This is a genomic window from Acinetobacter sp. CY73 (assembly GCF_059515865.1).
In genome coordinates, this window is record NZ_JCAKMZ010000007.1 from 82064 (window position 1) to 107369 (window position 25306).

A 25306-nucleotide genomic window follows, 5' to 3' on the forward strand; every position below is an offset into this window, starting at 1 on the left:
GTCCTGCATTTAAATACAATAATCGAATATTTTTATACCGATAAACGTTTTAATCTCAGAGATATAAACTCAAAAAGGATAATACATGAATATTTTTATTGTTGTGGGTAGTGTGCGTGAAGGTCGTACTGCAATTAAAGTTGCAGACTGGATTCAAAAAACAATTCAATCTTATGAGTTCAGTACAGTAAAGACAGAAATTATCGATTTAAAAGAATGGGATTTACCTTTCTTTGCAGGTGCAAATCCCCCTTTAACGGGTATTTATGATCAGCCAAAGCAACAAGACTGGGCAGATAAAATTGCGCAAGGCGATGCCTTTATTTTTATCAGTCCTGAATACAACCATGGCTATAGCCCTGTGTTGAAAAATGCTTTGGATTACTTAGGTAAAGAATGGCAAGGTAAACCTGCTGGTTACGTCAGTTATGGGGGCAGCAATGGTTCGCGCTCTATTGATCAAATCCGTCAAGTGGCAACACAATTGGGCCTGATTGACTCAAATGCAGTCGTAGAAATTCGTGATATCTTCGCGCGGAACCGTAGTGAAACTTTTGAAGGCAACGAGTTTGATGCTCAAGCTTTAAAATCAGTGTTCGATAAACTCGTTCAATATGTAAGTGCTTAAATCAATCTTTGGTCAGCCTCCGTGTACGCAAATGCTTACATGAGAATCCGTCTATGACCTCTATGCTGATTGAGCTATTCACTTTATATTTAACTTATACAGAGACAGGATGTCTCAGAAAATAAAAACAACATTCAATGCAGGAAGCGATAGATTTGACAGGAGTTGAATCTGAGCAATATACGAAAAAGCCTCAACAGGATGTTGGGGCTTTTTTATTTTGTACTCATGAAATAGTGCGTGAAAATAAGAGTAAGACATCCTACCTCCAATAGGCAGGATGTGCATTAAGCTCAAAGATTATTTAGCTTTAGAGAGTTCTACAATCAATCGTGTCGCTAAATACAAGCGCGGGACGATGGTATCTTTTAAAATATATTCAGCATGACTCGAATGAGCACCATCTCCTGACAGTCCCATACCTTCAATAATTGCTGCTTTAGATTTGACACCAGCAAATGCGGCATCTGTGCCACCACCAGTAGGTGTGACAGAAACTGTAAGTGGAATATTTAACTCATTTTTATAAATCGCTTGTGCTTGCTCAGCCAACTTTTTAGAGGCATCATTTGCGGCTAAAGGTGGGCGACGAACTTCAAATTTCACACTCACTTGACTATCGGACAGTTTTTTATTTTTGATTTTTTCATTCAGAGTCTTTTCAACTGCTTCAAAATCTTGCACACGTAATGCACGTACATCTGCTTGCGCAGTCGCCTGATCCGGAATGACATTACGCGTCTTTCCCGCTTCAGCAACTGTCCAATTGAGTTTTAAACCCGTTTTTGGATCAGATAAATTTTGTAATTGAGCAATCTGGTGTGAAAGTTCTGTGAGTGCATTTACGCCAGCTTCAGGCTTTACACCTGCATGTGAAGATTTTCCTTTAATGTCTAAATATGCAGCACCGATGCCACTGGTGGCTAAACGTAGATTTCCATCCTTGCCACCGCCTTCAAATGAGAAAACAACATCTTGATCTTGGGCAGTCTCAGTAATCAGTTTACGAGATGCAGGTGAACTGATTTCCTCGTCAGAATTCATTAAAACAGTAATTGTGCCGTAGTCTTTATAATTTAATTTTTTTAAGGTATTTAACACATGTAGAATTGAAGCAACACCTTGTTTATCATCAATAATACCTAACCCGTAGACTTTGTCACCGTCGACTTTAAAGGGTTGGTTTTTCAGCATACCTCGTTGATAAACGGTATCCATGTGCGCAATCATCATGATCTTGCTTTTACCCTGCCCCTTCAGCACAGCTTTGACTATAGGCCCCATTTTTTCAGGGGTATCATCCATCCGATAAATGTCTGTGCTGTCAATAATGCTGACTTCAGCACCCACCGTTTTCAATTGATCAGCAACAACTTTAGCGATTTGATTCAGCCCTTCGATATCTTTGCTACCAGATTCAATGTTGACCAACGTTTTTAATGTGTCTAAATAAGCCTTTTCTTCTGCCTGCACAGCGGTTTTAATTTGTTCAGGTGTAGCTGCATAGAGTGTTGCGGAGACAGATAAGCCCGATAAAAGCATTGAATATTTGAGTGCAGTTGAAATTTTCAGGTGTGGGTTTTTCAATATTTTTTTCATTAGAATCATTCCATGTTTTCTTTTTGATTTTTCAATGTCATATAAAAATCAGGAATGATCAACAAAATAATCACATTTAAATGTAATCAAAATTTAAAGCGACTCAGGGGAATGATTAGAACCATCAGAATAATTATTCTGATGATTCAGTGATTAATTTTGACCTACTGTTAAATTTTGATTGCCTATGCATTTACAGCCACAGGCTAATGGTGAATTATGCTGTGCGGCTGGTTTACCCATCACCACCATCTTATTATCCCCTGCAACAATCGTAGTCACAGTATTGTGCTTAGGACATGTCGCTTTATCTCCGACACATGCGACTGCCTTACCCTCAATAAGAAAAGCGGTATTCGCAGAAATTACTTTGCCACCGCCTGTCGTTGGTGAACCAATCGTAATATAGGGAAAAGCCATTTTGTTCTCCTTGTTATAGATATTGAGTAGACCTTATAAAACTTCAAACTCAATACGGCGGTTTTTCTTACGACCTTCAGCTGTTGCATTGTCTGCAACAGGTTTATCCGCGCCAAGACCTTCGGTACTTAAACGTGTAGGAACAATATTTTTTGAAATGAGGTATTGTTTTACTGCTTCAGCACGCTGTTGACTTAATGCTTTATTCGCTACTGGATTACCTTGACTGTCAGTATGTCCAATGATTTTGACATTTTTACCCTGAACTTTATTCAGTGCAATGACCATCTCATCAAGGATTTGTATCCCTACAGGTAATAACACTGCACTGCCAGATTCAAACTCAATGATACGATTTTTGAGTGCATTATCAATTACAGCCTGTTCAGCATGGTTTACTCCCAATTGGGCGCTAAAACGATAAGGTGCCTGAATCAATGACTGAAAAGTGGCTGTTATCGACTGAATTTCATCTGGGTTTAAAATCTTACCCGATAAATCGACCTGTGTTCCGCGAACAGATAATTTTCCTTGCGAAACTTTTTTCAAATCAGGTGTAATCACATTGGTGACAGATTCACTCCAACCATTGGGTGCTGAAACTGGACGCACTTGGATTTTATCAATCACCTGATCTTGAGGGTAAATTGTTCGAGTTTTTGCTAAAATGGCTTGTTTTGACTGCTCGTTTGGAACAACACCCTCAACGATAATATCTTTCGCAAAACCAATGCCACTGATCCCTAGACCAATACACAAACAACTCAATTGAAATGCATTCGTAATCTTGTTTTTTATATTCATAATTATTCATCTATAAAAGTCTGACGGAAGATTTTCATACCTTGATTCAGGCTGAGTTGTCTTTCGCATAAGTTTTGTTCTAGCGTCGCAAGCCCCGCATTCTGTTCCAAATAAGCGTCAATCCAACTGGCTTCAATGAGTGATACCCAATGCTCTGTTTGCATATTTTGGGTAAAAATATCGCTCAATGCTTCAATATCTGCACCTTGGAATCCGAATAAAAGGACAGGATTATCTGAATGCAGAATCCCGATTAGGACTTCAGTGTTACTTTTAGATAAGAATCTGGAAATCAAACTCACCCAAAATGCCGCAATCTCATAGCAATAGGCTGGATTGTTAATCGGCAAAATGAGAATCTTATTCATCTTTGCGGTACCACTTTTTAATACCGGCTGAAGAAGTAATCCAAGACCAATCATACTCTGAGCAAGTTCATAGACACTGACTTTCATCAATTGTGCAAATGAATGCATTGTATGATTGTCAAAAAAACGACTGGTTTCAGATGGATCTAAAATTTGAATCTCATCCGATAACTTAGCGAGTTTATCTAACAAAATATCTGGATCTCGTACCGTGCGAATTACACGGTTACGTTGGAACAGATCAATCAGTACAGGTTTATAGCTATACGGTGCATATAACAAGTTTTGGAAAGGCGAATCTACTTCTAATAAGTGACTCAGTACCATCGGAAACTGACGACCAGAGCTATCTTCACTGGTAATCAGGTTCGCAGCCAAAAACATATTTTCTTTAGGATTCGCAATAAAGAAATCTAAAGAGGCCAAGGTTTGATAAGTTTCATTAAAATTCGGCTTTTTCATGGCCAAATCAAGGGCTTCGGTGATCCATTGATCAATCACTTGAATCAGCGAATACTGTCCTTTGCTCTTGAGAAAATCCCCTCTTGCAGGGCTCTTACCGTAATACAACGGCGTAGACTTTACGATTTGCATGGTTGATCTCCCTGTCTGATCTTTCCTTGATTCATCATGGTGTTGCACCTCCTGATGCAGGAGTATTGGCACTTGTTGCATTTTGGAGTGCTGTTGCAGTCGCAGGATTAGCAGCACCGGTTGAAGGTGCGACAGGTGCAGCTTGCGCAGAAATCACACGTACAGCCGTCTTATTGGTTGTGACTTTATCAACCAGTTGCAAGCCGTTGAAATCACGATTCGAACCGACGCTTGGATTCCCCCCTTGACCTGAGTTTCCACTAATTAAACGGAAGTTCACTTTAACTGCCACTTGAGGATTTTGTGGGTTAGACCAAGTCATTTGAACCACACCATTTTGCTCTACACGTTGTGATGAATCGATCAGCTTATTGATACCGTACTCACCTGGTGCATCAAATACAGTGTGTGTTTTACCTTCCAAATCCACTGCAGTAATACGTGCACCTGGAATAGCTCCAGCATTTGGCCACACAAAGTTCACCCACTGTTGAATGCCATTTTCAAAAATCAAACGCTGACCATCAATGTCGATGGTATAAGACAATAATTGTTGGTTTGGTAATGGATAGAACTGGAAGTTTGACTGGTTTGCTGCAGCTGGTGCTGGCGCAGCTGCACCCGCAGATAATCCAGTTGCCACACCATTTAACGGTGCGACATAACGCTGGAAGTTCATCACAAATTGAGGATTTAAAATAATCCCTTGGTCTTTCCACGTTTTAGACGTCAAAGTATAACCACGACGAACCACAAATGGATCTAACGTTTCTTTCACAAAGTTGGCAATACTACCGGCTTCACCAAAGATCTGACCAATCTCTCCACTGGTCGCTTGAAGTGATGCTGAAGAGTTGAATGGTACTTTTTTACTTAAGTTTTGATTGAACGGTTGATACGCCTGCATCATCCACAGCTTATTAATCTCTTCCTGTGTGGGCACAATTAAACTTTCAAACGATTGCGTTAAAGGACTAATAAATAGCTTTTGCACAATCTTATTGTCTAGGTCATTTAGACCCACTGACAGTTTTTCATCGACTAACTTTTGCGTAACGTTTAGCACAGAAGTTTGTTCATTGATGGTTTGCTTCACCAGTGCCATTGAATTCGGGCCAATGTCACCTGCATTTCTCAGATCATTCATTTTACTACGGACTTGACTTAGACTTTCTAAGTACTCATCTAGTAATGATTTGTTCTGCTGATCGTCACGCTTACGCACCAATTGATAGAACACATTAAACTCTTTCGAGATAATGCCTTGAGTTTGGCTTGCAGCACGCTCAACAGCATTCGAGGTATCTTGACGTAATACTTTACGTTTAAACCATGCTACAAAACCTTTTTGCGGCGCAGCGAGTTCAGCTTGAACCACCGGGTTATCCCAACTGGTTTCTTTGGCTGTACGTTCGACCAATGTACGAATCGGAGAGTTTTGTGGCTCACCTAATAAATCAATGGCTTTACGCTGTTGTTCAAAATCAGAAGTTTTCGCATAGTAAACAGAACCTAAGAATTTACGCCATTCCGCGATATATTCTTTTTTATAGAGTTCCGTTAACTGTCTACGAATTTGATCTGGACTACCACTAAAGGTTAAATCATCAGACTGATTTGCATTAAGTACCCAATCTCTAGATTCTGTCGGGCTATTCGCTGCATCATCAATCGCTTTCTCAATATATTCGCTCCATGCTTTCTGTGTGAATACACCCGGCAATGCATATGAACCCAAGACCACTGAACGGTTTGCTTCACCGACGATTTGAGCTGTAGTCACTGCAGGAAAACGCGCTGCACCTCGCATCTTAATTTCGTTGTAAACGCGATCACGTGCAGGCATACCTTTCATCACTGAAAGCAACACATTACGGCTTTGATCGACCAATTGTGCATCTGCAGATAAGGTTGGGAACTTTGGATCATTCGCCAATGTCATGCTGTAAGTCAAAATTTGTTCTGCACGCTGAATCATTTCACCACGCGGCATTTGACCACGATTGGCATCTAACCATGAACGCCAAAAACGAGTCACCTGATCACTTAAATGACTGGCTTCCATATACTGTGGATTACTCATCATTAAGTAGGCTTTGAGGGCGTTGTAGGCATCTTGTGGACTGGTATCACTGGGTTCTAAATTCTGCTGTGATCGACCAGAGGCTTGTTGAATTTCTACATTGACATGATTCGCTTTCAACGTTGCTTCATTGGCTTTTACACGTTGTAAAAATTGCGAAATATTCTGTTGTGATGGTTCTAAAACAATTTGCTTCACGCCTTTGAGATATTCAACTTTCAGCTTTTCACGAAGCTCATTGCCTTGGTACATCCCAAAGCCAAATTTTAATGGGCGATTTTCATCAAAATCATCCAGTTGTTGTAAGCGTTGTTGTAATACTAAAAGTGCATCTAACTGTGTTGAAAGTGCTTGTCCAGAGGTCTGTTCCATTTGCACAACTTTATTTAAGTCTGCCTGAACATCTGCAATCAATTGTTGGTTATTACGATATGACCAAACCCATAGACCTAAAATAATCGACATACCCAACAAAGCTGCGATAAAGGTTAAATAACGCTGACGCTTTTTGGCTGGATTAATATGCTGCTTCACTAGGTCTTTATCTTTCAAGATCACATTTGAAAATAGACCTTTTAAGAAATAACCATGGTTTTGAGAAACCGAAGTTTTAGGAATACCATGCTCACTGTTCGGAATTTTTGTTAATCGGAAGTCTTGAGCAATTTGCTCTGTCATCGGACTTTCAATCACACCTTCTTGTAACGCACTAGTAAAATAAAAACCACGGAACACAGGCTTAAACTGATATGGATTTTCTTCGAATAACGTACCAATAAAGGTCTTCAACGCAGGTTTAAGCGTTTTAAACTCAAGTGGGAAAGTCATCACACTTGGAGAAATATTTTGAGAATGACGGCGGCTTAAATGCGTGGTACTGACGCTCTTCAATCCATCATATAAAATATTATAGTGTTGCTCGAACAAATCGACCGCATTATTTGACGAATCAGGCTCATATGGCAATGTCGCCCCCCAAACCTGATCAAACTCTTCCTGCTCATAACAATCAAAAAATTCAGTAAAACCAGCAATCAAGTCCATTTTTGAAAAGACCAAATATACAGGTGCAAAGATTTCTAAACGTTCTGTTAAATCTTGAATACGTGCACGTAAATTTTTTGCTAATTTTAAAGATTTTTCAGGACTTTGACTGACCAATTCAGCAATACTGACCGTAACAATCAAGCCATTAATCGGTGCTTTAGATCGGTTCTTTTTCAATAAATCTAAAAAACCGACCCATTCTGAGTGATCTTCTGAATAGACAGAATAACGACCAGCAGTATCCAACAGCACCCCTTCTGTTGAGAAGAACCAGTCACAGTTACGCGTACCGCTTAAGCCTGAAGACACTGCACTTTTATGCGTTTCTTCAAATGGAAACTTTAAACCTGAGTTATAAATAGCAGAACTCTTACCTGCTGCTGGGTTACCAATCACCATATACCAAGGTAATTCATATAAAGCAGCATTACCTTTTTTATCACCCAATTTTGACTTACGAATCAATTGAATTGATTCTTTCATCTGCTGGCTAACGAGTTCAAGCTCTTCTTTATCTTTCTTTTTGCCATACTCGGCTTCAGTATCTTTTTCTATTGCTTCAGCTAGCTCTTCACCTTGCTGCGCATGCTTTCGACGTTGGAATAAATAATAGATCCCATAAATAATTAAACCGACAAAATATGCGCCAAGTAAAGGCCAAAAGAATTTACTCGGAATGGTATTTTTCAACGCCATAAGTGAAACAAATATAGACAATGCGATGATTGCCTTTGGATTTGTAACGTATTGCCACAAGTAGCCTAAAATAATGTACATTTTTTTCTCGTTCTATTCTTTAATTCAAATTCGTTCATGCAGATTTGCTTATCCAACTAAAGGCTAAACAGCTCGCTCATTCGATTGTTCTTGTTCACTTATGGCTTGAATAAAGCTCTGCGTTTGTGGCAAGTCACAGCAATACACCATTGACGTCAATTCATCTGATGCTTGCATGCCTAAGATAAATCCAAACACCTTCGCCACATGCTCTGTTTGCCCTACACTTGATTTCATATACACATAGTGATGTTGTTCAATTGGCGTTTCGGAAAAATTATGATTTAGGCCTTTCACCACTTTTAAATCAGTAACATCATCAAGCTGCATGACAAAAGGTTGTTCATGCTGATATTGTTGGAGTTGATGAATATTGAGTTGTTCTAAAGTGTTCAATAACTTACTTTCGTTTAATGCAATTTTAATCGTTTTTACGGGTTGCAAATGATTTATTAGCACTGAATTTTTGGCGATACAACAACTTCCCACAAATTCCGACGGAAGATACTGTTCAGACATCCATGTTTTTTCATCGACTGTGTCTTGATCAATTTCTGAATCTGCAACGACAACAAAACTCACAATATCTTCTAATTTCTGGACTTGCTGTAACAAATTCATCCATTCTTTATACGATGTTTCTTTACCCCAATAATGAAGTTCCACGTGGAACTTTTGCGGAATAATACCGAGCGCAGTAAAGAAATCAGCTATTAACTCTTTCGTCGCGTCTTCATCCCAAACATGAAGTAAATCTTCTGCCAAAACCAAATGAACATCTAAACGATTTAATTTTGAAACCTGTTCAATCTTACGCTCGGTACTCTCTTCATTTTCATAGTCTGCACTCGGGTCAATCCATGCAGGATGCATACGATATTCATGTACCAACTGCCCTTCATAGAACAACGCAGACTGTTTTAGATGCTCTGCAATCGCCCACAGTGTTTCCGTATTCTGTTCAAGTTGGTGTTTAATCAAAGCTTCAATACGTTTTTGACGTTTATTGCCTTGGTCAAATTCATCTTCGTCCTCTGATTCAAGCATATCGTCAATTTCTGGAATGCGATAACTCAAAATAGGTAATCCATAACCATTTAAAAGTTTTGAATCAAGTTCTGGGCTTTTAAAGTTTTTTAATTCTTCCCAGATCGCCTCATCCTCGCCCAATGCGCTTAAAGATTTACTCGAAAATACATTCAATTCAGTCCACATGATTTTTTCAGGTGGACGTTCTTGCTCTGCTTCATCTTGATCATCATTGGCACGTTGTGCATTTTGCTTCTTTTCTTGACTTTCTTGATACCATTTTCGAATCACAAATGGCATGACAAAGAGCATTGATAAAGCAAAGGGCAATAAGCCAAAAAATAACAACATATCCTGTGTAGAAGGATCATGATTAATATCACGCCAATAGAACACTACAACTGCCGTTACAATGACAAAAACAGTGATAAACACACCTAAAATCATTTTAATCATTAAGCAGCCCCAAGTAGTGCATAACAGGTTTCATTATTATGTTCCGGTTGTTGAGGCATCAAAAAAGCCCCTTGACTTAAGCCCATATCAAAATTTGATGATAAGCAAATCGGTTGAATTTCTTTTTTATCTAAAATCAATCTCACATCCACCATTAAGGTTGGACTACACCAACTCTGAATGATGCTCTTTAATTTTTGACTGCGCTTTTTATGGGGTAAAAAATCTAAGTAAGTCTTACGATCTAAGGGACCGATTTGAATTTCAATTTTCCCATCAATCTGTTTGACCACTTCACCGCAAAAAGTATTGATACCCAACAAACTCGGATTTGTACCACCGAGACTGGTTCGCTGTTCAGGTGCTAATTTAAATTTTTCTTCCACAAATTCTTCAATATGAAAATCAGTTTTAAAAATGCTACTCAACATGGTTTTTAGAGCATAGGCATTATTATTCTGTCCCTGCATTAAACCTGCAAATTCAGCAAAGTAATCATCCAATTCAATTTGCTGATGATGCTCACTGATATATCCATTTAGCGCATGTAGAATCTTTAAATAATGATTTTCTTCTTCAATCTCATAACGAATCGGTAAATTATAGGCAACACTTGACTCAGCATATTGCGCAGTCAGTTTATGGTTAAATAAACTTAGAAACTTCCGCGTTTCTTCTCTCGCTTTACGTGGAGCAAGTTTCACTTTATTGGTATAGCTATACGGTAATGCACCTTGCATACCAGTTAAACCCACCATTAGATTGGTCAGCTCAACCTTTTCTTCAACCAATTGTAAAGATTCAATTTCAGTTTTGGGAAAGTTCAACTCAACTGATGATTCAAAGCGAAAATCATTTGCCCAATACTTTAAATTTTGTTGATAAGGAACATGCCTTAGCAGTCGAATACTTTGAATAAACTCAAAGGAAGTCGGTGCTTTAAACAACTCATCAGTTACAGAAGCTTCTTGCCACCAACGTTCTGAACGCATTGGTATAACTCCTGTTGTGAGTTCACATCATAAATAATGACATCAACAAAACTGTTCATTTGAACTTTTAAATTAAACACATGACTCAGTAATTGACTAAAAATATAAAGACTGTGTCCATGGAATACTTTTGCATCGATATGCAGATGAACTTTCACACCACGAACAAACATTGGGAAGGGTTTTGCTTCAACCAACTTATTGGTCAATTCAAAATCAACTTGTTTGATCGCATCAATTAATAAATGATTTTCTTTGGTTTTAGGTAAGTTATATAGTTCTAATAATTCTTTAACATGACTCACCGCATCCCCTTTCATCAAAGCTAAAGTATTTAAGGACAAATGCGAAATGATACGCCACTGCTCTTGCTGATTTTGTTTAAATTGATTCGGTAGTGTCGGACGCTTCAAGACCAAAGCACGCCGTGCCAAACTACTGTCATTCAGATTCAGGACATTATTCGACTGACTCAGTGCTTCATGGGGCAAATTTCGATTTGAACACAGCAGTTTAGTACTAATAAAATCAGATTTGGTATCAAATGGACTCAATTGCTTGGAGATGATGGAATAGCCTGTTTCCACAAATTTGCTATGCATCAGAGTCGGATTTAGCGAATAAAAAAATTGCACTTTTTCATCGTTATAATGACTCATCGCAAAGAAAGGTAAGATCGGATAAAAAACCTGATCATCACTATTTTTCTCGCGCACCATATTCATACTGAGTATTGAATACACTTGATAAAATTCTGGATGATGCGTATCCGTGAGTAATGGATACTCCATATTCTTATGGTTTATTTTTTGTGGTTCTGCACTTTTTTCAAATAGGTTAACCGCAGGTGTACAAAACAATTTAAAGTTGGCAACATTCAACTCAGAATAATTTCGGATCACCACTTGATCATTCAAGTTCAATTTAAAATGAATATGAATTTCAAAACTGGTCTGTTCTTTAATCCGCCCTTTCAGGAAACCTAAATTAAGGTTGAGAAAATTATATTTTTCAGCAAAGCAAAAATATTCCATCAATAAGCGATATGCATGATGCGTATGCTGATCAATCGGCAATACACTTTCCTCTTCATCAAATCCAATCACATCAAAAGGATTTTGAATGGGGAAATTTTGAGTACCGATTTTGACTGAAAAACCTGTGGTCGTTTTAAAAATACTGTCCAAAACTTGAAGTGGGAAATTTGAAATCGCATCCAAATAGATGGGTAACTTTTCATTACCGATCCATTTATGCGCATCATTAAACAATTCAAAACCCAAGACCATCGTGGCATTTTGATTCAAATGAATATGTGCACTTGGATTAGTTTTAAACTCAAGTTTATTGAGAAGAATGGGGAGTAATTTAACTTGCTGGGTACTGTTAAACTCACACTGCACGCCTTTAAAACTCCGTGATTTCAACATCGTGTTTTTAGGAATCACATGTGCTTCAGTAAGCTGCTTCACTTTATTGACATCTTCAAAACTTACCACCGTACAACTTGGAAAATGACGGAGATACTGAGGAAACATCACCTCAAACAATGCACGAGTAAAAATATCGTAACTGTCAGCTAACTTTTTATCGACACGTGCAGCAATCAGTGAGAATGCTTGTATTAGACGCTCAATATGAGGATCGTCAATCTGCTCTTGGTTTAAGGATAGGCGTTGTGCAATCTTTGGATACTTCTGCGAAAACTCCCGCGATTGCTGACCAAATTCTTGTAGCTGCTTCTCATAATACGGTAAAAGTTCTTCTATCACTGGAGCCCCGGGTCTAAGATCGTGCAGAAATTACATATTGTTGCGTGGTCGGTTTTAATAAAGCATCAAAAATGACAGGTTCATATAAGGGATGAATATTTAAATATGCTTGTATGCTTAAGCAAAGCGATCCCATATTTTGTTCATCAATTAACATTTCTACTTTTATTTGTGTTAACCGTGATTCTTGCGCAGCAATCGAACTTTCGATTGATTGACAAATTTTGTCTCGATCCATTGGATTTGCTGTGGACAGTCCAACAAAATCAATAATGCCAAACTGTAAAATAGATTTCTTAACTAAGGGAAAATCATCAATGGTTTCAAATTTTGCAACTCGACTATTTAAAAGGTCTTCTAAATCATGAGCAACAGATTCCCGCAACTCCTTAATCGTTAAACCTCTGAGTTGTTCTTCTTGTTCTGGTATTAAACGATCAAACAATGTTGACCTAAATCCAAAAGGATATAAATGATCGAGTTTCATTCTATATATCTATGTTTAAGGGAGAAACAAGGACCAATAGAGTATTGATCCTTGTCTTAACACTTAAATTACAATTAGTTTGCAGCAGTGTATTGCGCAACGTTATTCGCAAGTGACCACTTACCAGTAATCGCACCTTGCTGAGCGCCAGAGATATCTTGTTGGTTATAAGTCCACTCAACCGCAGCATACTTAAGACCAAATGATTCGTGTGGCACACCTTCTTCGCTTACGCTTGGAGATACACTTGAAATCAAAACGTGTTTTAATTTGATTTGTAAGTACTTGATACGCTTGTCACCATTTGCACGGTAAAAATCGATTTGTACTTCATCAAATGTATAACCCGCTGAACTTGCTTCCCAAAGTTTTGGACTTGTAGCATCCAAATCTTTAACAAAAAGCATATCAGAGTGTTCAACACGTTCAGCAGTATGACCACCTACGCTTGAAGACGTTGCTGATTTAGGCTGACGAATGTTATGAGACCAAGAATTAACTTCTAGCCATTTCTTGTGCTCATTGTCACGCGATTCGCCATCAATCTTGTATTTTCCTCGAAATTGAAGATATATATCTTTCATTGAAGATTTCCTATTATATTAACATTATTATAAAGTTGCCCTATTTTAGTTAGAGGACTGAGGTAACTCAGTGACAAGTCGCAGAGAAACTGACAACTCATCCAACTGGAAGTGTGGTCTTAAGAAAACGACCGACTTGTAGTGACCCGGATTTGCTGGATCTTCTACAACCTTTACAGATGCTTCACGAAGCGGGTACTGTGCTTTCGCTTCTTGAGAAGCACCATCATCTAATAAAATATATTGCGCCAACCATTCATTTAAGAAAGCTTCCACGTTACCTGCGGATGCGAAACTTCCGATTTTGTCACGCATCATCGCTTTCAAATAGTGGGCGATACGAGACACTGCCATGATGTATTGAATTTGGCTGGATAACGCAGAGTTTGCGTTGGCTGTATCACTGTCATACTTCTTCGGTTTTTGCGTCGATTGAGCACCAAAGAACGCCGCGTAATCGGTATTTTTACAATGTACCAGCGGAATAAAGCCTAGATCACTGAGCTCTTTTTCACGACGATCTGTAATTGCCACTTCTGTTGGACATTTGAAGACCACTTCCCCATCATTTGTTTTAAACGTGTGAACAGGCAAACCTTCAACCAGACCACCACCTTCAACACCACGAATAGCAGCACACCAACCATGCTGGTCAAACGCATTGGTTAAACGAGTACCAAAACCATAGGCAGCATTCATCCATAGGTATTGGTCATGGTTATCACCATTTACATCTTCCACGAAGTTGAAGCCTTCAGTTGCCCAACCTTCTTTAGGATCGTAAGGTAAACGACCAAGGACACGTGGCATAGTCAGTGCAACATAACGTGAGTCATCACTTTCACGGAATGAACGCCACTGTACATATTCAGCAGTTTCAAATACTTTTGATACATCACGTGGACGATCAATCTCTGTAAATGATTCTAAACCTAAAATCGATGGGCTCGCTGCTGAAATAAACGGCGCATGTGCCGCTGCGGCAACATGAGAAATCTGCTCAAGAAGATACATATCAGAAGGTGTACGATCAAACTCGAAATCACCAATGAGTGTTGCATAAGGCGCACCACCGAATGAACCATACTCTTCTTCATAGACTTTTTTAAACAATGTGCTTTGATCAAAATCTGTCGCACTTTGAAAATCCTTGACCAACTCTTTTTTCGTCGTATTCAACATACGAATTTTAATCAAAGGATTTGATGGTGTTTCCTGACAGAAGTAATAAAGTCCACGCCACGTCGACTCAATTTTTTGAAAGTGTTCATTGTGCATAATTTTACTGAGCTGAGCTGAAATTAAGGCATCAATCTCAGCAATACGCTTATCAATCGAAAGCGTCATATTGTCTGAAACTGTAATTGTTCCAGCCATCACTTCTTTTGCTAAGTCACCAAGTAAGCTTTTTGCACGCACATGCTCTTCATCATTACGTGCGATACGGCTTTGTTCAACGATTGAATCTAATAAACCCACATCTTCTGTCGTTTGACTGTTTGCTTGAGCAGCTTGTAAATTACTCATGATCATCTGCTCCAGCTTCAGCACTCATCTTGCGAATTTGATCTGTATTCTTCAATACATCATCCAGAAGATCTTCTAAACGCTCACTATTTGAAATTTTATTACGCAGATCTGTCAAACGCTCACGCGCTTCAACCAGCTTTTTCAAAGGATCAACTTTTTGAACGACATTTTCAGGACGGAAGTCTTCCATTGAGTTAAACGTTAGATCAACGTTCATACGCCCACCTTCTTCAGTCAACGTATTTTCAACTTGGAAAGCCGCTCGAGGAGCCAAGGACTCCATCACTTCATCGATATTTTCCAAATCAACATTGATGAACTTTTTGTCTTTTAATTTGGTTTTCTCGAGTTCAGATGCCGCTGAAAAATCCCCCATCACCCCAACAACAAAAGGCAATTCTTTAATTTCTTTACCATCACCGACTTCAACGTCATACGTTAACTGGACACGCGGTGGTCGAATGCGTTGTAATTTTTTTTGTACACTTTCACGCTTAGCCATAATTTTTTATCCTAATAATTGAATCTTATAAATTTGCAAATGGACTACTTCCTGACGCTTTTGCAGGTGCAGTTGATTTAGATTTAGGTGCTACTTTCGCAGGAGCTTGAGTCGGTGCTTTCCGAGTCGTTGTACGCTTAGGCTGTACTTTAGGACGACTTTGTGTACGTGGAGATTGCATTCTAGGACGGGACTCAGATACTGCCACTTCCTTCTTATCTTCAATCACAGCCAAAGGCTTTGCTCTTCTCACTGCTTCTGAAAAAGCCACTGCTGGCGCATAACCCTCATCCGAAAGATAACGCACTTCTTTGTCTCGAATCTGAGTTAAAGCTTCATTCGCGATTGCAACACCCGCTAAAAATTTCACATCCGTTAAAGATGAATGCTGAACTTGTTTAGCATTAAGCTCATTCACCAATTGAAGCGCTTTGTAGTTTTTACCCATTTGTTGAAATCTTTGCGCTGCTTGGGCAAGGTATCCATTTAGATTATCTTTATTTTTCTTATCACATGCTTGAGCATAAATTTGCAACAATGTTGGGTCCGTTTCACCCACAGCCAAAGGATTATCCTTTAAACAACCTCTTTTAAGCTCATTCGCAAATGCTGGACTGGTTAGCAACGAACCCACTAAAAGCGTTGTAAATAATATTGCATTTTTCAAAATATACCTCTGCCACTGTATTAAATTCTTAGGTTTTAATTTGTACAACTTTGCTCATGCTCTAACGACCCCATTGTTTATTAAAAGTTTATTTAAAATAAATTTTATTGTTGGTAAGGTTTTGACTTTTTTATTAAACCGTATGAAATTTAACTAGAAAAACTATGTGCTCGTCAAGAACAATCGTGCCATAAAAGTGAATTAGTTATCAATTTTTGGTTACAAAACAATATAGTTGCGATATAGTTTGATACCTAAATAATGTTTTTATCTCATTAAAAATTATGTACAATAACGAGTAGAACCATTAAATATGTATCAAAAATTTGTTGTTTTTTATACATTTACACAGATTTAAACATAAATGTTGTTGTCTATTTTACAGGCAAAATTGATCTAAAAAATTTATAATTTCACAGAGACCTCAAATGAATAATTTGAAAATTTTAATTACAAAACTATCTACAACAACAAGAACAGCTTTAGAAAAGTCTGCCAATTTTTGTATTACACAACAAAATTACGAAATTGAAATTGAACATTTATTGTATGAATTGCTCAATCAAGATCAGAAAAATGATCTGATTATCCTCTTAGAAAAATACAAAATTTCTAAAGATGGCTTACTGGACGATATTAAAGAAACCATTTCTCAATTGCCAAAGGGCAATTCACGTACGCCTATTTTTGCTAAATCAATCGTACGATTATTAGAGCAAGCTTGGCTACTGGCTTCTGCTGAAAAGAATCCTGTTATCCGTAGTGGGCATTTGCTTGTTGCGTTGCTTACAGCACCGGATCTTTATCAAATTGCTATTCGTGCTTCAAGTTTATTTGATCTATTCCCGATTGACACGATGAAACACAAGTTTCTTGATATTTGTGTGAAAAGTGCTGAACAACAATCTGAATCTGACCACACTGAATCTCAAAATAATGAACAGTCATTGTCTAATGATCATTCAGAAACGGCTACGCCAAAAACGCCTGCATTAGATCAGTACACAATCAATTTGACTGAAAAAGCACTTAAAGGCGGGATTGATCCAGTGATTGGTCGTGAGTTTGAAATCCGTCTCATGCTGGATATTTTGATGCGTCGTCGTCAGAACAACCCTATTTTGACGGGTGAACCCGGTGTAGGTAAAACCGCAGTTGTTGAAGGTTTAGCACTTAAAATTGCCAACAATGAAGTACCTGATGCACTTAAGAATGTGCACTTACATGTATTGGATATGGGTTTATTGCAAGCGGGTGCAAGTGTAAAAGGTGAGTTTGAAAATCGCTTAAAGCAAGTGATTAAAGAAGTTCAAAGTTCGGCACATCCGATTATTATCTTTATTGATGAAGCACATACCTTGATCGGTGCAGGTGGTCAAGCGGGTCAAAATGATGCTGCTAACTTACTTAAACCGGCTTTGGCTCGTGGTGAGTTACGCACGATTGCAGCAACAACTTGGGCTGAATATAAGCAATACTTCGAAAAGGATGCAGCATTAAGTCGCCGCTTCCAAGTGGTTAAAGTTGAAGAACCTACTGAGGAAGTTGCTATTGATATGCTTCGTGCGATGATTCCAGTCATGGCAAATCACTTCAATTTAAAAATTGATGACGAAGCGATTGTGACAGCAGTCCATTCATCACATCGTTATATTACCGGTCGCCAACTTCCAGATAAAGCAATTAGTGTTTTAGACACTGCTGCTGCACGTGTTGCACTGACTCAAAATGCGCAACCCGTTAAACTAGATCAACTCAAAGCTCAACAACACAATCTCAATTTAGAACTAAAAATTTTAGAAAACGAACATCAGCATTTTCCAATTCATCAAGAACGCTTAGCAAATTTGAAAAATGCCATTACAGTGCTTGAAGCTGATATTCTACAAACAGAACAAAGATGGCAACATGAACTGAAACTGGTTCAACAGCTTAAAGAACTTGAAATTAAAGCTGAGAATGGTGAAGCACTCGAAGCAGATGCCATTGCCAAAGTTCGTGATGAATTAACTCAATTCCAAGGGCAATTTCCACTGGTTTTTGAACGCGTTAATGCACAAATCATTAATGAAATCATTTCAGATTGGACTGGAATCCCTGTCGGTAAGATGGTCAATGATGAAATTAAGCAGATTTTAAGTTTAGAAGAAAAACTCGAACAGCGCGTGATGGGACAAGATTATGCCCTTCATCAACTGGTTCAAGGTATTAAAACATCCAAAGCGAAGCTTGAAGACCCAAATAAACCACAAGGTGTGTTTATGTTGGTTGGACCAAGTGGTGTAGGTAAAACAGAAACAGCCTTGGCACTTGCCAATGAATTGTATGGTGGTGAATCACATTTAATCACCATCAATATGTCTGAATACCAAGAAGCACATACGGTTTCCTCTTTAAAAGGTGCACCTCCAGGTTATGTCGGATATGGTCAAGGTGGCGTATTAACTGAGGCTGTACGTCGTAATCCCTATAGTGTCGTACTGTTAGATGAAATTGAAAAAGCCCATTCAGATGTACAAGAATTATTTTATCAAGTCTTTGATAAAGGTACGCTTGAAGATGGTGAAGGTCGTGTCATCGACTTTAAAAATACTACGATATTACTGACTTCAAATGCAGGCTCGAGTGCAATTATGCAAGCGTGTTTACCACATCCAGTTGAAGAATGGCCAACGGCTGAAGAATTACTGGATCAACTTAAACCAAGTTTATATAAACAGTTTAAACCTGCATTCTTAGGTCGTATGCGTATTGTTCCATACTTCCCATTACATGATGATTTATTGGTTCGTATCATTCATCATAAGATTGGTAAGATTACGGCACGTATTGAAAAACAATATCAAACTCGTGTTGAATATACCGACGACTTGGTTGAATTATTACTCAGTCGTTGTACAGAAGTAGACAGTGGTGCTCGAAATGTCGATAACATTTTAAATTCTTCTGTACTTCCAGAATTGGCGACTCAAATATTGATGGCACTGGCAGATCAAAACTTGCCTAAGCTGATCAAAATTGACAGCAAAGAGAATGAAATTGAGTATCTTTTAGATCCTGTTGAAAAACCCGTTAAAAAGCGTACGCCTAAAAAAGCCAAAGCGACCGAAGCTTAGGCAATAAATAAGAGACAGACAATACAATGAATTTAGATCTCGAAGCATTATTACAACCCATCTCTGCAGAGCGTTTATGTGGCGATGACCAGTCATTTTCGAATGATTTCCATGAAATCAAAAAAGCGAAAACAGAAGATGACCCACTACTCGCATTAGGCGAATGGGTTGCCGAGCCTAAACAGGCTGATTGGAATTTTGTGAGTAATAAGTCCATTGAGCTGTTGACGCATAAAACCAAGGATATTCGCTTGCTGACTTGGCTCAGTGAAGCTTGGGGTAACTTATACGGCCTTGAAGGTCTAGCAAAAAGTTTAGAGCTATCGCATCGTATTTTGGAAGAGTATTGGTTACATATTCATCCTGAAATTGAAGACGATGATCTCGACCAACGTTTGGGTTTACTTCAAGGTTTAACCACTCAAGTACCTGCTATCATTAAGAAAATACCTTTGGTGACAGGACAGCCTTTTTATTCTTTATTTGATTATGAAAAAATTTTGCATGATCAAAATAACCGACTGAAAAAACCCGATGACTCAAATGAAGTGAATGCTTCGGATGAATTCGATCGTTTTGAACAAGCGCTATTTAATACATCTAAAAGTTTTCAGATTCAGAATTATCAACACTTTACAGACATTCTGAATCATTGGAATACGCTAAAACAAGTGCTTGATCAATTGATGGAGCTCGATGCACCAAGCTTTGCAAGTATCGACTCGCAATTGGACTCCATTAATAAGACCCTTAGAAAATTATATAAGGCGGATGCTTTTCATAATACCAACCAAGTTCAGTCTTTAGTTGCAGAAACATCGACTAGTCAGCCTACAGAACACCTAACACAATCCATTGAAATGATGCAGAACAACCAAAATACCCAATCATTTCAACCGCAACCTCAAAGTCACTTACAAAACCGTGAACAAGCGATGAAGGTGCTCCAAGAAATTGCTGACTATTTCCAAACCAATGAACCGCATAGTCCTGTGAGCTATATGTTGCAGAAGACCATAAAGTGGAGCCAGATGCCTTTACACGAATGGTTAGCACAAGTTATTAAAACTGAAAGCCCTCTTGAAGCTGTTCAAGAATTACTGGGCGTCAACAATAATCATGAATCGAATGAATGGTAATAATTAATGTTTAAAGCGGAAAAAATACTTTGGGGTGAAGGTTTATTTTTAAGACCTCAACACTTTCAGGTCCAAGATACCTACCATGAGCAAAGGTTAAATCAGACCATTCGTTCAACGATTCCTTATGCTTATGGTGTTCAGTCGATTCGATTCGATGAAACTCAGCTTGGAACACATGTCCTTGCTTTAGAAAGCGTAGATATGATGTGGCAAGATGGTGAAATCTATTCTGCACCCTCTCGTGATTTATTGCCTGAGCCTGTACAGTTGGATGATCTCAACTTCCGCGGTGAAATGACGATTTTCCTTGCGCTCTCTATATTGCAACCCAATAAAAAGAATGTTGCCTTAGATGATGCCAAACAGCCGAGTCGTTATCATTCGTATCTCAATGAAACACATGATCTTTATACGGATGCAGTTCCTGCTGAAATTACATTAGTCCGTAAACGTGCTGAAATAAAACTATTGGAATCGCAAATCGATCCAAACCACGATATGGATGGTTTTTTATATCTGCCCATCGGCAAGATCAAACGACATAGTGCAGGTAATTTCGAACTTGATTATAAATTCATTCCGCCTATTTTACATATTGAATCATGTGATTCTTTAATCAGTAATTTGAAACGAACATTGAATGTCATTAAGGCAAAAATTAAAACCATTCAAACCAACAACCGTGAAAATGAACAAAAACTCATCGAATTCCGCTCTGGTGATATCGTTTCATTTTGGTTGGTCAATGCTTTAAATACAGCGCATGCAACTTTAAGCCACTTGATGCTCAATCCACAAATTCACCCAGAGCGTTTATTCTTTGAATTATTGCGTTTAACGGGTTCATTACTTACATTCTCAACCGCTTACGAAGTTGAACATTTACCACAATATAAACATCACAATCTCCAAGAAAGCTTTGCTCAGCTCGATGTGATTTTGCGTGATTTACTCGACACTATTATTTCGAGTCGTTATATCAATATTGGCTTAAAAGAAATTCGCCCATCTTATTGGGTCGGCAGTCTTGAATCTGACAAGATCACACGTGATTCACGTTTATACATCGCTGTTTCTAGCACAATGATGCAAACGCATGAACTAGTTCAGATTGTACCTCTACGATTCAAAGTCGGTACAACCGTTGATGTAGAACAACGCGTAGTTTCTGCATTACCAGTGATTCCAATTCATCATCTGATGCAAGTTCCAACGGCAATTCCTGTACGTTCAGGTGTGAATTATTTTGAAGTTGAGCCGCATCATGAACTCTATCAACGTATGCTTGACTCAGAAACCATCTGTATTTATGTTCCTGCTGGTTTCCAAGATATTACGATTGAATTGATTGCTGTGATGAATGGATAATAAGGAAAATAATAATGAATAATCCAAATGGTGCTCCTTCCCTCTTCGATGATGGTCAAATTGGTGTAGGCTCAACACCAAATCATGCAAATAAAATGACTCAAACCACCAACTTGGTGGATTTGATGCATGATGGTTTTTATATTGTATTCATGATTAAAAACCAATATGTCCCACAAAATGCAGAACAGTTCCGTGAAAAAATCATGGATCAGTTAAACCGTTTTGAACATCAAGCCAAAAAACTACAATTTTCTGCCGAAGATATTCATGATGCAAAATATGCTTATTGTGCTTTGCTTGATGAAACTATTGTGACTCAGCAAGATCCGAGCTTTTTTAATCTTCAAAACTCATGGCTCATTAGCCCATTACAACTCAGCTTATTTGGTTCACAACTGGCAGGATATCGATTCTTTGATATTTTGGAACACATTCGTGCACGTGGTAAAGATCGTCTGTCTGCACTTGAAGTTTTCCATTATTGTTTATTACTGGGTTTCCAGGGTAAGTACCGTATTGAATCTATCGAGAGTCTCAATCACCTTGTTGCTCGTGTGGGTGATGAAATTGATTATCTAAAAGGTAAAAAAGCAGCATTTTCGCCTTTTGCAGGGTTACCAGATCAAATCAAAAATATTATTCATAAAGAACTTCCATTCACATGGATTCTTCTTTTCCTCCTCCTTTTCGCACTACTCGCTTTTTCAGGTTTGCGTTATATGTTGGGTAAACACGAAGATACCGCGATGGCAAAGTATCAGAATGTGATCAGTGCTCCAGCAGAACAAGCGCATATTACAATTCATTTACCTTAAAGAATTAGAAAAATGACTCAAGAAAAACAAAAAGTAATTCGGGTACTAAAACCCTCACAGAAAAAGAAGAATCTATCACCGATATACTACGGTATAGCGGGTGTGACATTCGGTATTGCTGTAACTTCTGTTTTAATTTTTTCAGTATTGGGTGATGAGTCTAACAATAATCAGATCGTTGCTCAAAATAATAATACTACAGTGAATGAGCAACCTTCTTCTCATGATCAAACTAATATAGTTTCAAGCAAATCTCGTCCGACAGTGGCAGTAGCAAATGATCAAAAGGAAGAACTTGATCACAATAGTATGGATGATTATGATCAGCCACAAACCAAATTGAAAGACATCCCGAATGCTTTTAAACAAGAAAAACAAATTACCACAGATCAAACCAATCGCAATCCATTTGCCAATGCTACAAGCCAAAAAGAAGCGACTAAACCGGTACTAAGCTCTGAAAAAACTGTTGTGAAAAAACCTATCGTGGTAGCAACTACAGTTAAAGCAAAACCAGTGTCTGACAAAGTTACTCCTCAAAAAGTAGAACCTAAAATTCAAGCTAAGTCAGAAGCGCTACCAGCTAAAGCTAAGGGCGTTCAAAATGAAAATGACGTAGATTTACCTAAAGCTACAGTACAGATATCAGTTACACGCTCAGTTAAAGAATAATTGCCGTGATTATATTTATTGTTCTTAGTTTTATTGTTCTGACGATTGCCCTCACATTGATGATGTCATATGAACTCAGAACTAAAGCAATAGATAGACTTAAAGGGTTAATTCCTCAGAGTAGAAAAAAATGGGTTTCAGCTAAAAATTTTGCTCAAGAAATGAATTACGCTGCTGCTGCCGAACAAACCCAATCACATTGGCATTTACAACAGTGGTGGATTTTAATTGCTGGCTTTTTTTTGCTATCCAGCATTTTAATGTTTGCTTTTACTTCCCAAGTTGACCCAACCAAAGTAGTAGAAGCAAATTACTTGAAATCAAATGATCCACAAATTTACAATCTCTTGAATGGAGACATACTATCTCCTCCTCCTCCCGTGGAAGAAGCCTTGGTAGAAGCCGCGATACTTGCAGATCAAATTGCATCACCTACAATTCAAAGTAGTCCAATCCCTGGTACGTATAATGGTGAGGAAAATGATGGTAAGAGCCATGCTTACGAGCCAACAAAAATAGATCGTAAATGGGATAAAATGCATCCTAGTTACAAACAGCGTTTGTTGATGGTCTTTAAGCTGATGAAAGAACGTCATGGTTATGAATTGATTCTACTTGAAGGATATCGTAGTCCAGAACGTCAAACACGTTTATCTGGCAATAAAGCAACCACACTGGCAAGAGCATATCAAAGCTATCATCAATTCGGTCTTGCAGCAGATGTAGCCTTCAAACGTGATGGTAAAGTAGTAATTAGTGAACGTGATCCTTGGGCAATGAAAGGATATCAACTATACGGTGTAACTGCTGAAGAGGTTGGATTGACTTGGGGGGGACGATGGACACGTATTCATGACTATGGTCATACAGAATTCCGTATGCCAGGCTTAAAAAAATCTAGAGAAACTGCTGAACGATTGATTGCAGAAGCGCAGAATCAAGGTTTAATGGCAAACAATATTAATTAGGTAGTGCTAAAAACCAACGTGTAATAATACATTTATATATTTTAATATCAATAACTTATTATTCTTATCACGTCATATTCATGCACTACCATTAATTAGAATCAAAATAATTAATCCAATGTCCCAACAATGATAAAAGTATTCTCTTACGAACCTGTATATTGCCTCTGGTTTAGCTAATAGTTTTGAATCTTTAAGTACTGCCTTCAGAAATAATAGAGAACAAATCACCGAAGAAATTCGTTAATATCGATGTTTGTATAAGTTTGAAAATTAAAATGATCAAGAATTATAAAATGTAATCTAGTAAATCTTTTTTCTAAGGCCTTGATGCTTTTTAATAGAAACATAAATTCGGAATTTTCTATGTATTAGCTTGCCATTAAAGATTTAAAACTCTGCTGAGGATCATTGAAATAGCACAGGCAAAATTAAAGATTCAAGTTAACCATGGAAATCTCAAACTATCAGCTCAGTAAATAATGATTTATAAAAAAAATTCTTCAATAAAGATATAAACATAATGAATTTTGATTATATTATAAACAGCTTTTTAGTACCTTTCAGCTCTGAGTGTTACTTCACATAATTTTTAGAATGCTTTAAACATAAAAAAACACCCCCTTCGTTTGAAGGGGGTGTTTTTAGGAATAATGAGCTGGCGATGACTTACTCTCACATGGGTAACCCCACACTACCATCAGCGCAAAGAGGTTTCACTTCTGAGTTCGGGAAGGGATCAGGTGGTTCACTCTTGCTATTGTCGCCAGCACAACTGTTGTGACTTTGCTTGGGTCTTATTCACATCGTTTGATGTATGCCGTTGCTTGGTCAAAGAAGTTATTAACAGATATATCTGAGTTGAATATTGTGATACTAACGG

The 25306-nt window shown here is 38.1% G+C and carries 20 protein-coding genes and 1 rRNA gene; 7 read left to right on the forward strand and 14 right to left on the reverse strand.

Annotated features, from left to right (window positions below; translation table 11 throughout):
- Positions 1-85 precede the first annotated feature (85 nt).
- Positions 86-628, forward strand: a complete 543-nt coding sequence (locus tag AC5YD2_RS05665; RefSeq protein ID WP_496125387.1) for an NADPH-dependent FMN reductase — start codon at positions 86-88, stop codon at positions 626-628.
- A gap of 300 nt (positions 629-928) precedes the next feature.
- Here the strand turns inward: AC5YD2_RS05665 and AC5YD2_RS05670 are convergent, their stop codons facing one another.
- The 13 genes from AC5YD2_RS05670 to AC5YD2_RS05730 all read right to left on the reverse strand — a co-directional run bounded on the left by AC5YD2_RS05670 (position 929) and on the right by AC5YD2_RS05730 (position 16339).
- A complete protein-coding gene (locus AC5YD2_RS05670) occupies positions 929-2227 on the reverse strand; it encodes a M20/M25/M40 family metallo-hydrolase (RefSeq protein WP_496125388.1) in 1299 nt (432 codons plus the stop codon).
- Between the two features lie 153 nt (positions 2228-2380).
- Positions 2381-2647 carry a PAAR domain-containing protein gene (locus AC5YD2_RS05675; protein ID WP_496125389.1) on the reverse strand — a complete coding sequence of 89 codons (267 nt, stop codon included), beginning with the start codon at positions 2645-2647 and terminating at the stop codon, positions 2381-2383.
- Between the two features lie 33 nt (positions 2648-2680).
- Complete coding sequence (locus tag AC5YD2_RS05680; RefSeq protein ID WP_496125390.1) at positions 2681-3451, reverse strand: OmpA family protein; 771 nt, start codon at positions 3449-3451, stop codon at positions 2681-2683.
- 2 nt (positions 3452-3453) lie between these two features.
- Entirely contained in the window at positions 3454-4413 is a 960-nt protein-coding gene (gene tagF / locus AC5YD2_RS05685) for a type VI secretion system-associated protein TagF (RefSeq protein ID WP_496125391.1), read from the reverse strand.
- A 34-nt stretch (positions 4414-4447) separates the two neighbouring features.
- Positions 4448-8320: a type VI secretion system membrane subunit TssM gene (gene tssM / locus AC5YD2_RS05690; protein ID WP_496125392.1), complete on the reverse strand. Its 3873-nt coding sequence runs from the start codon at positions 8318-8320 to the stop codon at positions 4448-4450.
- 63 nt (positions 8321-8383) lie between these two features.
- A complete protein-coding gene (locus AC5YD2_RS05695; RefSeq protein ID WP_496125393.1) occupies positions 8384-9805 on the reverse strand; it encodes a hypothetical protein in 1422 nt (473 codons plus the stop codon).
- Positions 9805-10797 (reverse strand): type VI secretion system baseplate subunit TssG, encoded by a 993-nt coding sequence (gene tssG, locus AC5YD2_RS05700; RefSeq protein WP_496125394.1) that lies wholly within the window; start codon positions 10795-10797, stop codon positions 9805-9807. The genes AC5YD2_RS05695 and tssG overlap by 1 nt, the downstream gene beginning before the upstream one ends.
- The gene (tssF, locus tag AC5YD2_RS05705) at positions 10761-12569 is read right to left on the reverse strand and encodes a type VI secretion system baseplate subunit TssF (protein ID WP_496125395.1); all 1809 of its coding nucleotides are present in this window, start codon (positions 12567-12569) and stop codon (positions 10761-10763) included. Before tssF ends, tssG begins: the two co-directional genes overlap by 37 nt.
- 13 nt (positions 12570-12582) lie before the next feature.
- Complete coding sequence (gene tssE, locus AC5YD2_RS05710; RefSeq protein WP_496125396.1) at positions 12583-13056, reverse strand: type VI secretion system baseplate subunit TssE; 474 nt, start codon at positions 13054-13056, stop codon at positions 12583-12585.
- Positions 13057-13130: 74 nt separating this feature from the next.
- Positions 13131-13640 carry an Hcp family type VI secretion system effector gene (locus AC5YD2_RS05715; protein WP_496125397.1) on the reverse strand — a complete coding sequence of 170 codons (510 nt, stop codon included), beginning with the start codon at positions 13638-13640 and terminating at the stop codon, positions 13131-13133.
- Between the two features lie 45 nt (positions 13641-13685).
- Positions 13686-15167 (reverse strand): type VI secretion system contractile sheath large subunit, encoded by a 1482-nt coding sequence (gene tssC, locus AC5YD2_RS05720; RefSeq protein ID WP_496125398.1) that lies wholly within the window; start codon positions 15165-15167, stop codon positions 13686-13688.
- Positions 15160-15672 (reverse strand): type VI secretion system contractile sheath small subunit, encoded by a 513-nt coding sequence (gene tssB / locus AC5YD2_RS05725; protein WP_496125399.1) that lies wholly within the window; start codon positions 15670-15672, stop codon positions 15160-15162. Before tssB ends, tssC begins: the two co-directional genes overlap by 8 nt.
- Positions 15673-15697: 25 nt before the next feature.
- Positions 15698-16339 (reverse strand): hypothetical protein, encoded by a 642-nt coding sequence (locus tag AC5YD2_RS05730; protein ID WP_496125400.1) that lies wholly within the window; start codon positions 16337-16339, stop codon positions 15698-15700.
- Positions 16340-16767: 428 nt separating this feature from the next.
- Between AC5YD2_RS05730 and tssH the strand changes: the two genes are divergently transcribed.
- From tssH to AC5YD2_RS05760, 6 genes are read left to right on the forward strand one after another with little or no spacing between them, the layout of a single operon-like run.
- Positions 16768-19455, forward strand: a complete 2688-nt coding sequence (gene tssH / locus AC5YD2_RS05735) for a type VI secretion system ATPase TssH (RefSeq protein WP_496125401.1) — start codon at positions 16768-16770, stop codon at positions 19453-19455.
- A 26-nt stretch (positions 19456-19481) separates the two neighbouring features.
- Complete coding sequence (tssA, locus tag AC5YD2_RS05740) at positions 19482-20594, forward strand: type VI secretion system protein TssA (protein WP_496125402.1); 1113 nt, start codon at positions 19482-19484, stop codon at positions 20592-20594.
- A 6-nt stretch (positions 20595-20600) separates the two neighbouring features.
- Positions 20601-21965, forward strand: a complete 1365-nt coding sequence (gene tssK / locus AC5YD2_RS05745; RefSeq protein ID WP_496125403.1) for a type VI secretion system baseplate subunit TssK — start codon at positions 20601-20603, stop codon at positions 21963-21965.
- 14 nt (positions 21966-21979) lie between these two features.
- Positions 21980-22783, forward strand: coding sequence for a type IVB secretion system protein IcmH/DotU (gene icmH / locus AC5YD2_RS05750; protein WP_496125404.1), 804 nt, complete (start codon positions 21980-21982; stop codon positions 22781-22783).
- Between the two features lie 12 nt (positions 22784-22795).
- Complete coding sequence (locus tag AC5YD2_RS05755; RefSeq protein WP_496125405.1) at positions 22796-23455, forward strand: hypothetical protein; 660 nt, start codon at positions 22796-22798, stop codon at positions 23453-23455.
- 59 nt (positions 23456-23514) lie between these two features.
- The gene (locus tag AC5YD2_RS05760) at positions 23515-24423 is read left to right on the forward strand and encodes a M15 family metallopeptidase (protein WP_496125408.1); all 909 of its coding nucleotides are present in this window, start codon (positions 23515-23517) and stop codon (positions 24421-24423) included.
- A gap of 656 nt (positions 24424-25079) precedes the next feature.
- Here the strand turns inward: AC5YD2_RS05760 and rrf are convergent.
- Positions 25080-25194 (reverse strand): 5S ribosomal RNA (rrf, locus tag AC5YD2_RS05765).
- Between the last annotated feature and the right edge of the window lie 112 nt (positions 25195-25306).

Excerpts from the sequence above, each read along its gene's own strand:
- AC5YD2_RS05665 (WP_496125387.1), top strand. The coding sequence starts at position 86 with ATGAATATTTTTATTGTTGTGGGTAGTGTGCGTGAAGGTCGTACTGCA.
- AC5YD2_RS05670 (WP_496125388.1), bottom strand. The coding sequence starts at position 2,227 with ATGAAAAAAATATTGAAAAACCCACACCTGAAAATTTCAACTGCACTC.
- AC5YD2_RS05675 (WP_496125389.1), bottom strand. The coding sequence starts at position 2,647 with ATGGCTTTTCCCTATATTACGATTGGTTCACCAACGACAGGCGGTGGC.
- AC5YD2_RS05680 (WP_496125390.1), bottom strand. The coding sequence starts at position 3,451 with ATGAATATAAAAAACAAGATTACGAATGCATTTCAATTGAGTTGTTTG.
- tagF (WP_496125391.1), bottom strand. The coding sequence starts at position 4,413 with ATGCAAATCGTAAAGTCTACGCCGTTGTATTACGGTAAGAGCCCTGCA.
- tssM (WP_496125392.1), bottom strand. The coding sequence starts at position 8,320 with ATGTACATTATTTTAGGCTACTTGTGGCAATACGTTACAAATCCAAAG.
- AC5YD2_RS05695 (WP_496125393.1), bottom strand. The coding sequence starts at position 9,805 with ATGATTAAAATGATTTTAGGTGTGTTTATCACTGTTTTTGTCATTGTA.
- tssG (WP_496125394.1), bottom strand. The coding sequence starts at position 10,797 with ATGCGTTCAGAACGTTGGTGGCAAGAAGCTTCTGTAACTGATGAGTTG.
- tssE (WP_496125396.1), bottom strand. The coding sequence starts at position 13,056 with ATGAAACTCGATCATTTATATCCTTTTGGATTTAGGTCAACATTGTTT.
- AC5YD2_RS05715 (WP_496125397.1), bottom strand. The coding sequence starts at position 13,640 with ATGAAAGATATATATCTTCAATTTCGAGGAAAATACAAGATTGATGGC.
- tssC (WP_496125398.1), bottom strand. The coding sequence starts at position 15,167 with ATGAGTAATTTACAAGCTGCTCAAGCAAACAGTCAAACGACAGAAGAT.
- tssB (WP_496125399.1), bottom strand. The coding sequence starts at position 15,672 with ATGGCTAAGCGTGAAAGTGTACAAAAAAAATTACAACGCATTCGACCA.
- tssH (WP_496125401.1), top strand. The coding sequence starts at position 16,768 with ATGAATAATTTGAAAATTTTAATTACAAAACTATCTACAACAACAAGA.
- tssA (WP_496125402.1), top strand. The coding sequence starts at position 19,482 with ATGAATTTAGATCTCGAAGCATTATTACAACCCATCTCTGCAGAGCGT.
- tssK (WP_496125403.1), top strand. The coding sequence starts at position 20,601 with ATGTTTAAAGCGGAAAAAATACTTTGGGGTGAAGGTTTATTTTTAAGA.
- icmH (WP_496125404.1), top strand. The coding sequence starts at position 21,980 with ATGAATAATCCAAATGGTGCTCCTTCCCTCTTCGATGATGGTCAAATT.
- AC5YD2_RS05755 (WP_496125405.1), top strand. The coding sequence starts at position 22,796 with ATGACTCAAGAAAAACAAAAAGTAATTCGGGTACTAAAACCCTCACAG.
- AC5YD2_RS05760 (WP_496125408.1), top strand. The coding sequence starts at position 23,515 with ATGATGTCATATGAACTCAGAACTAAAGCAATAGATAGACTTAAAGGG.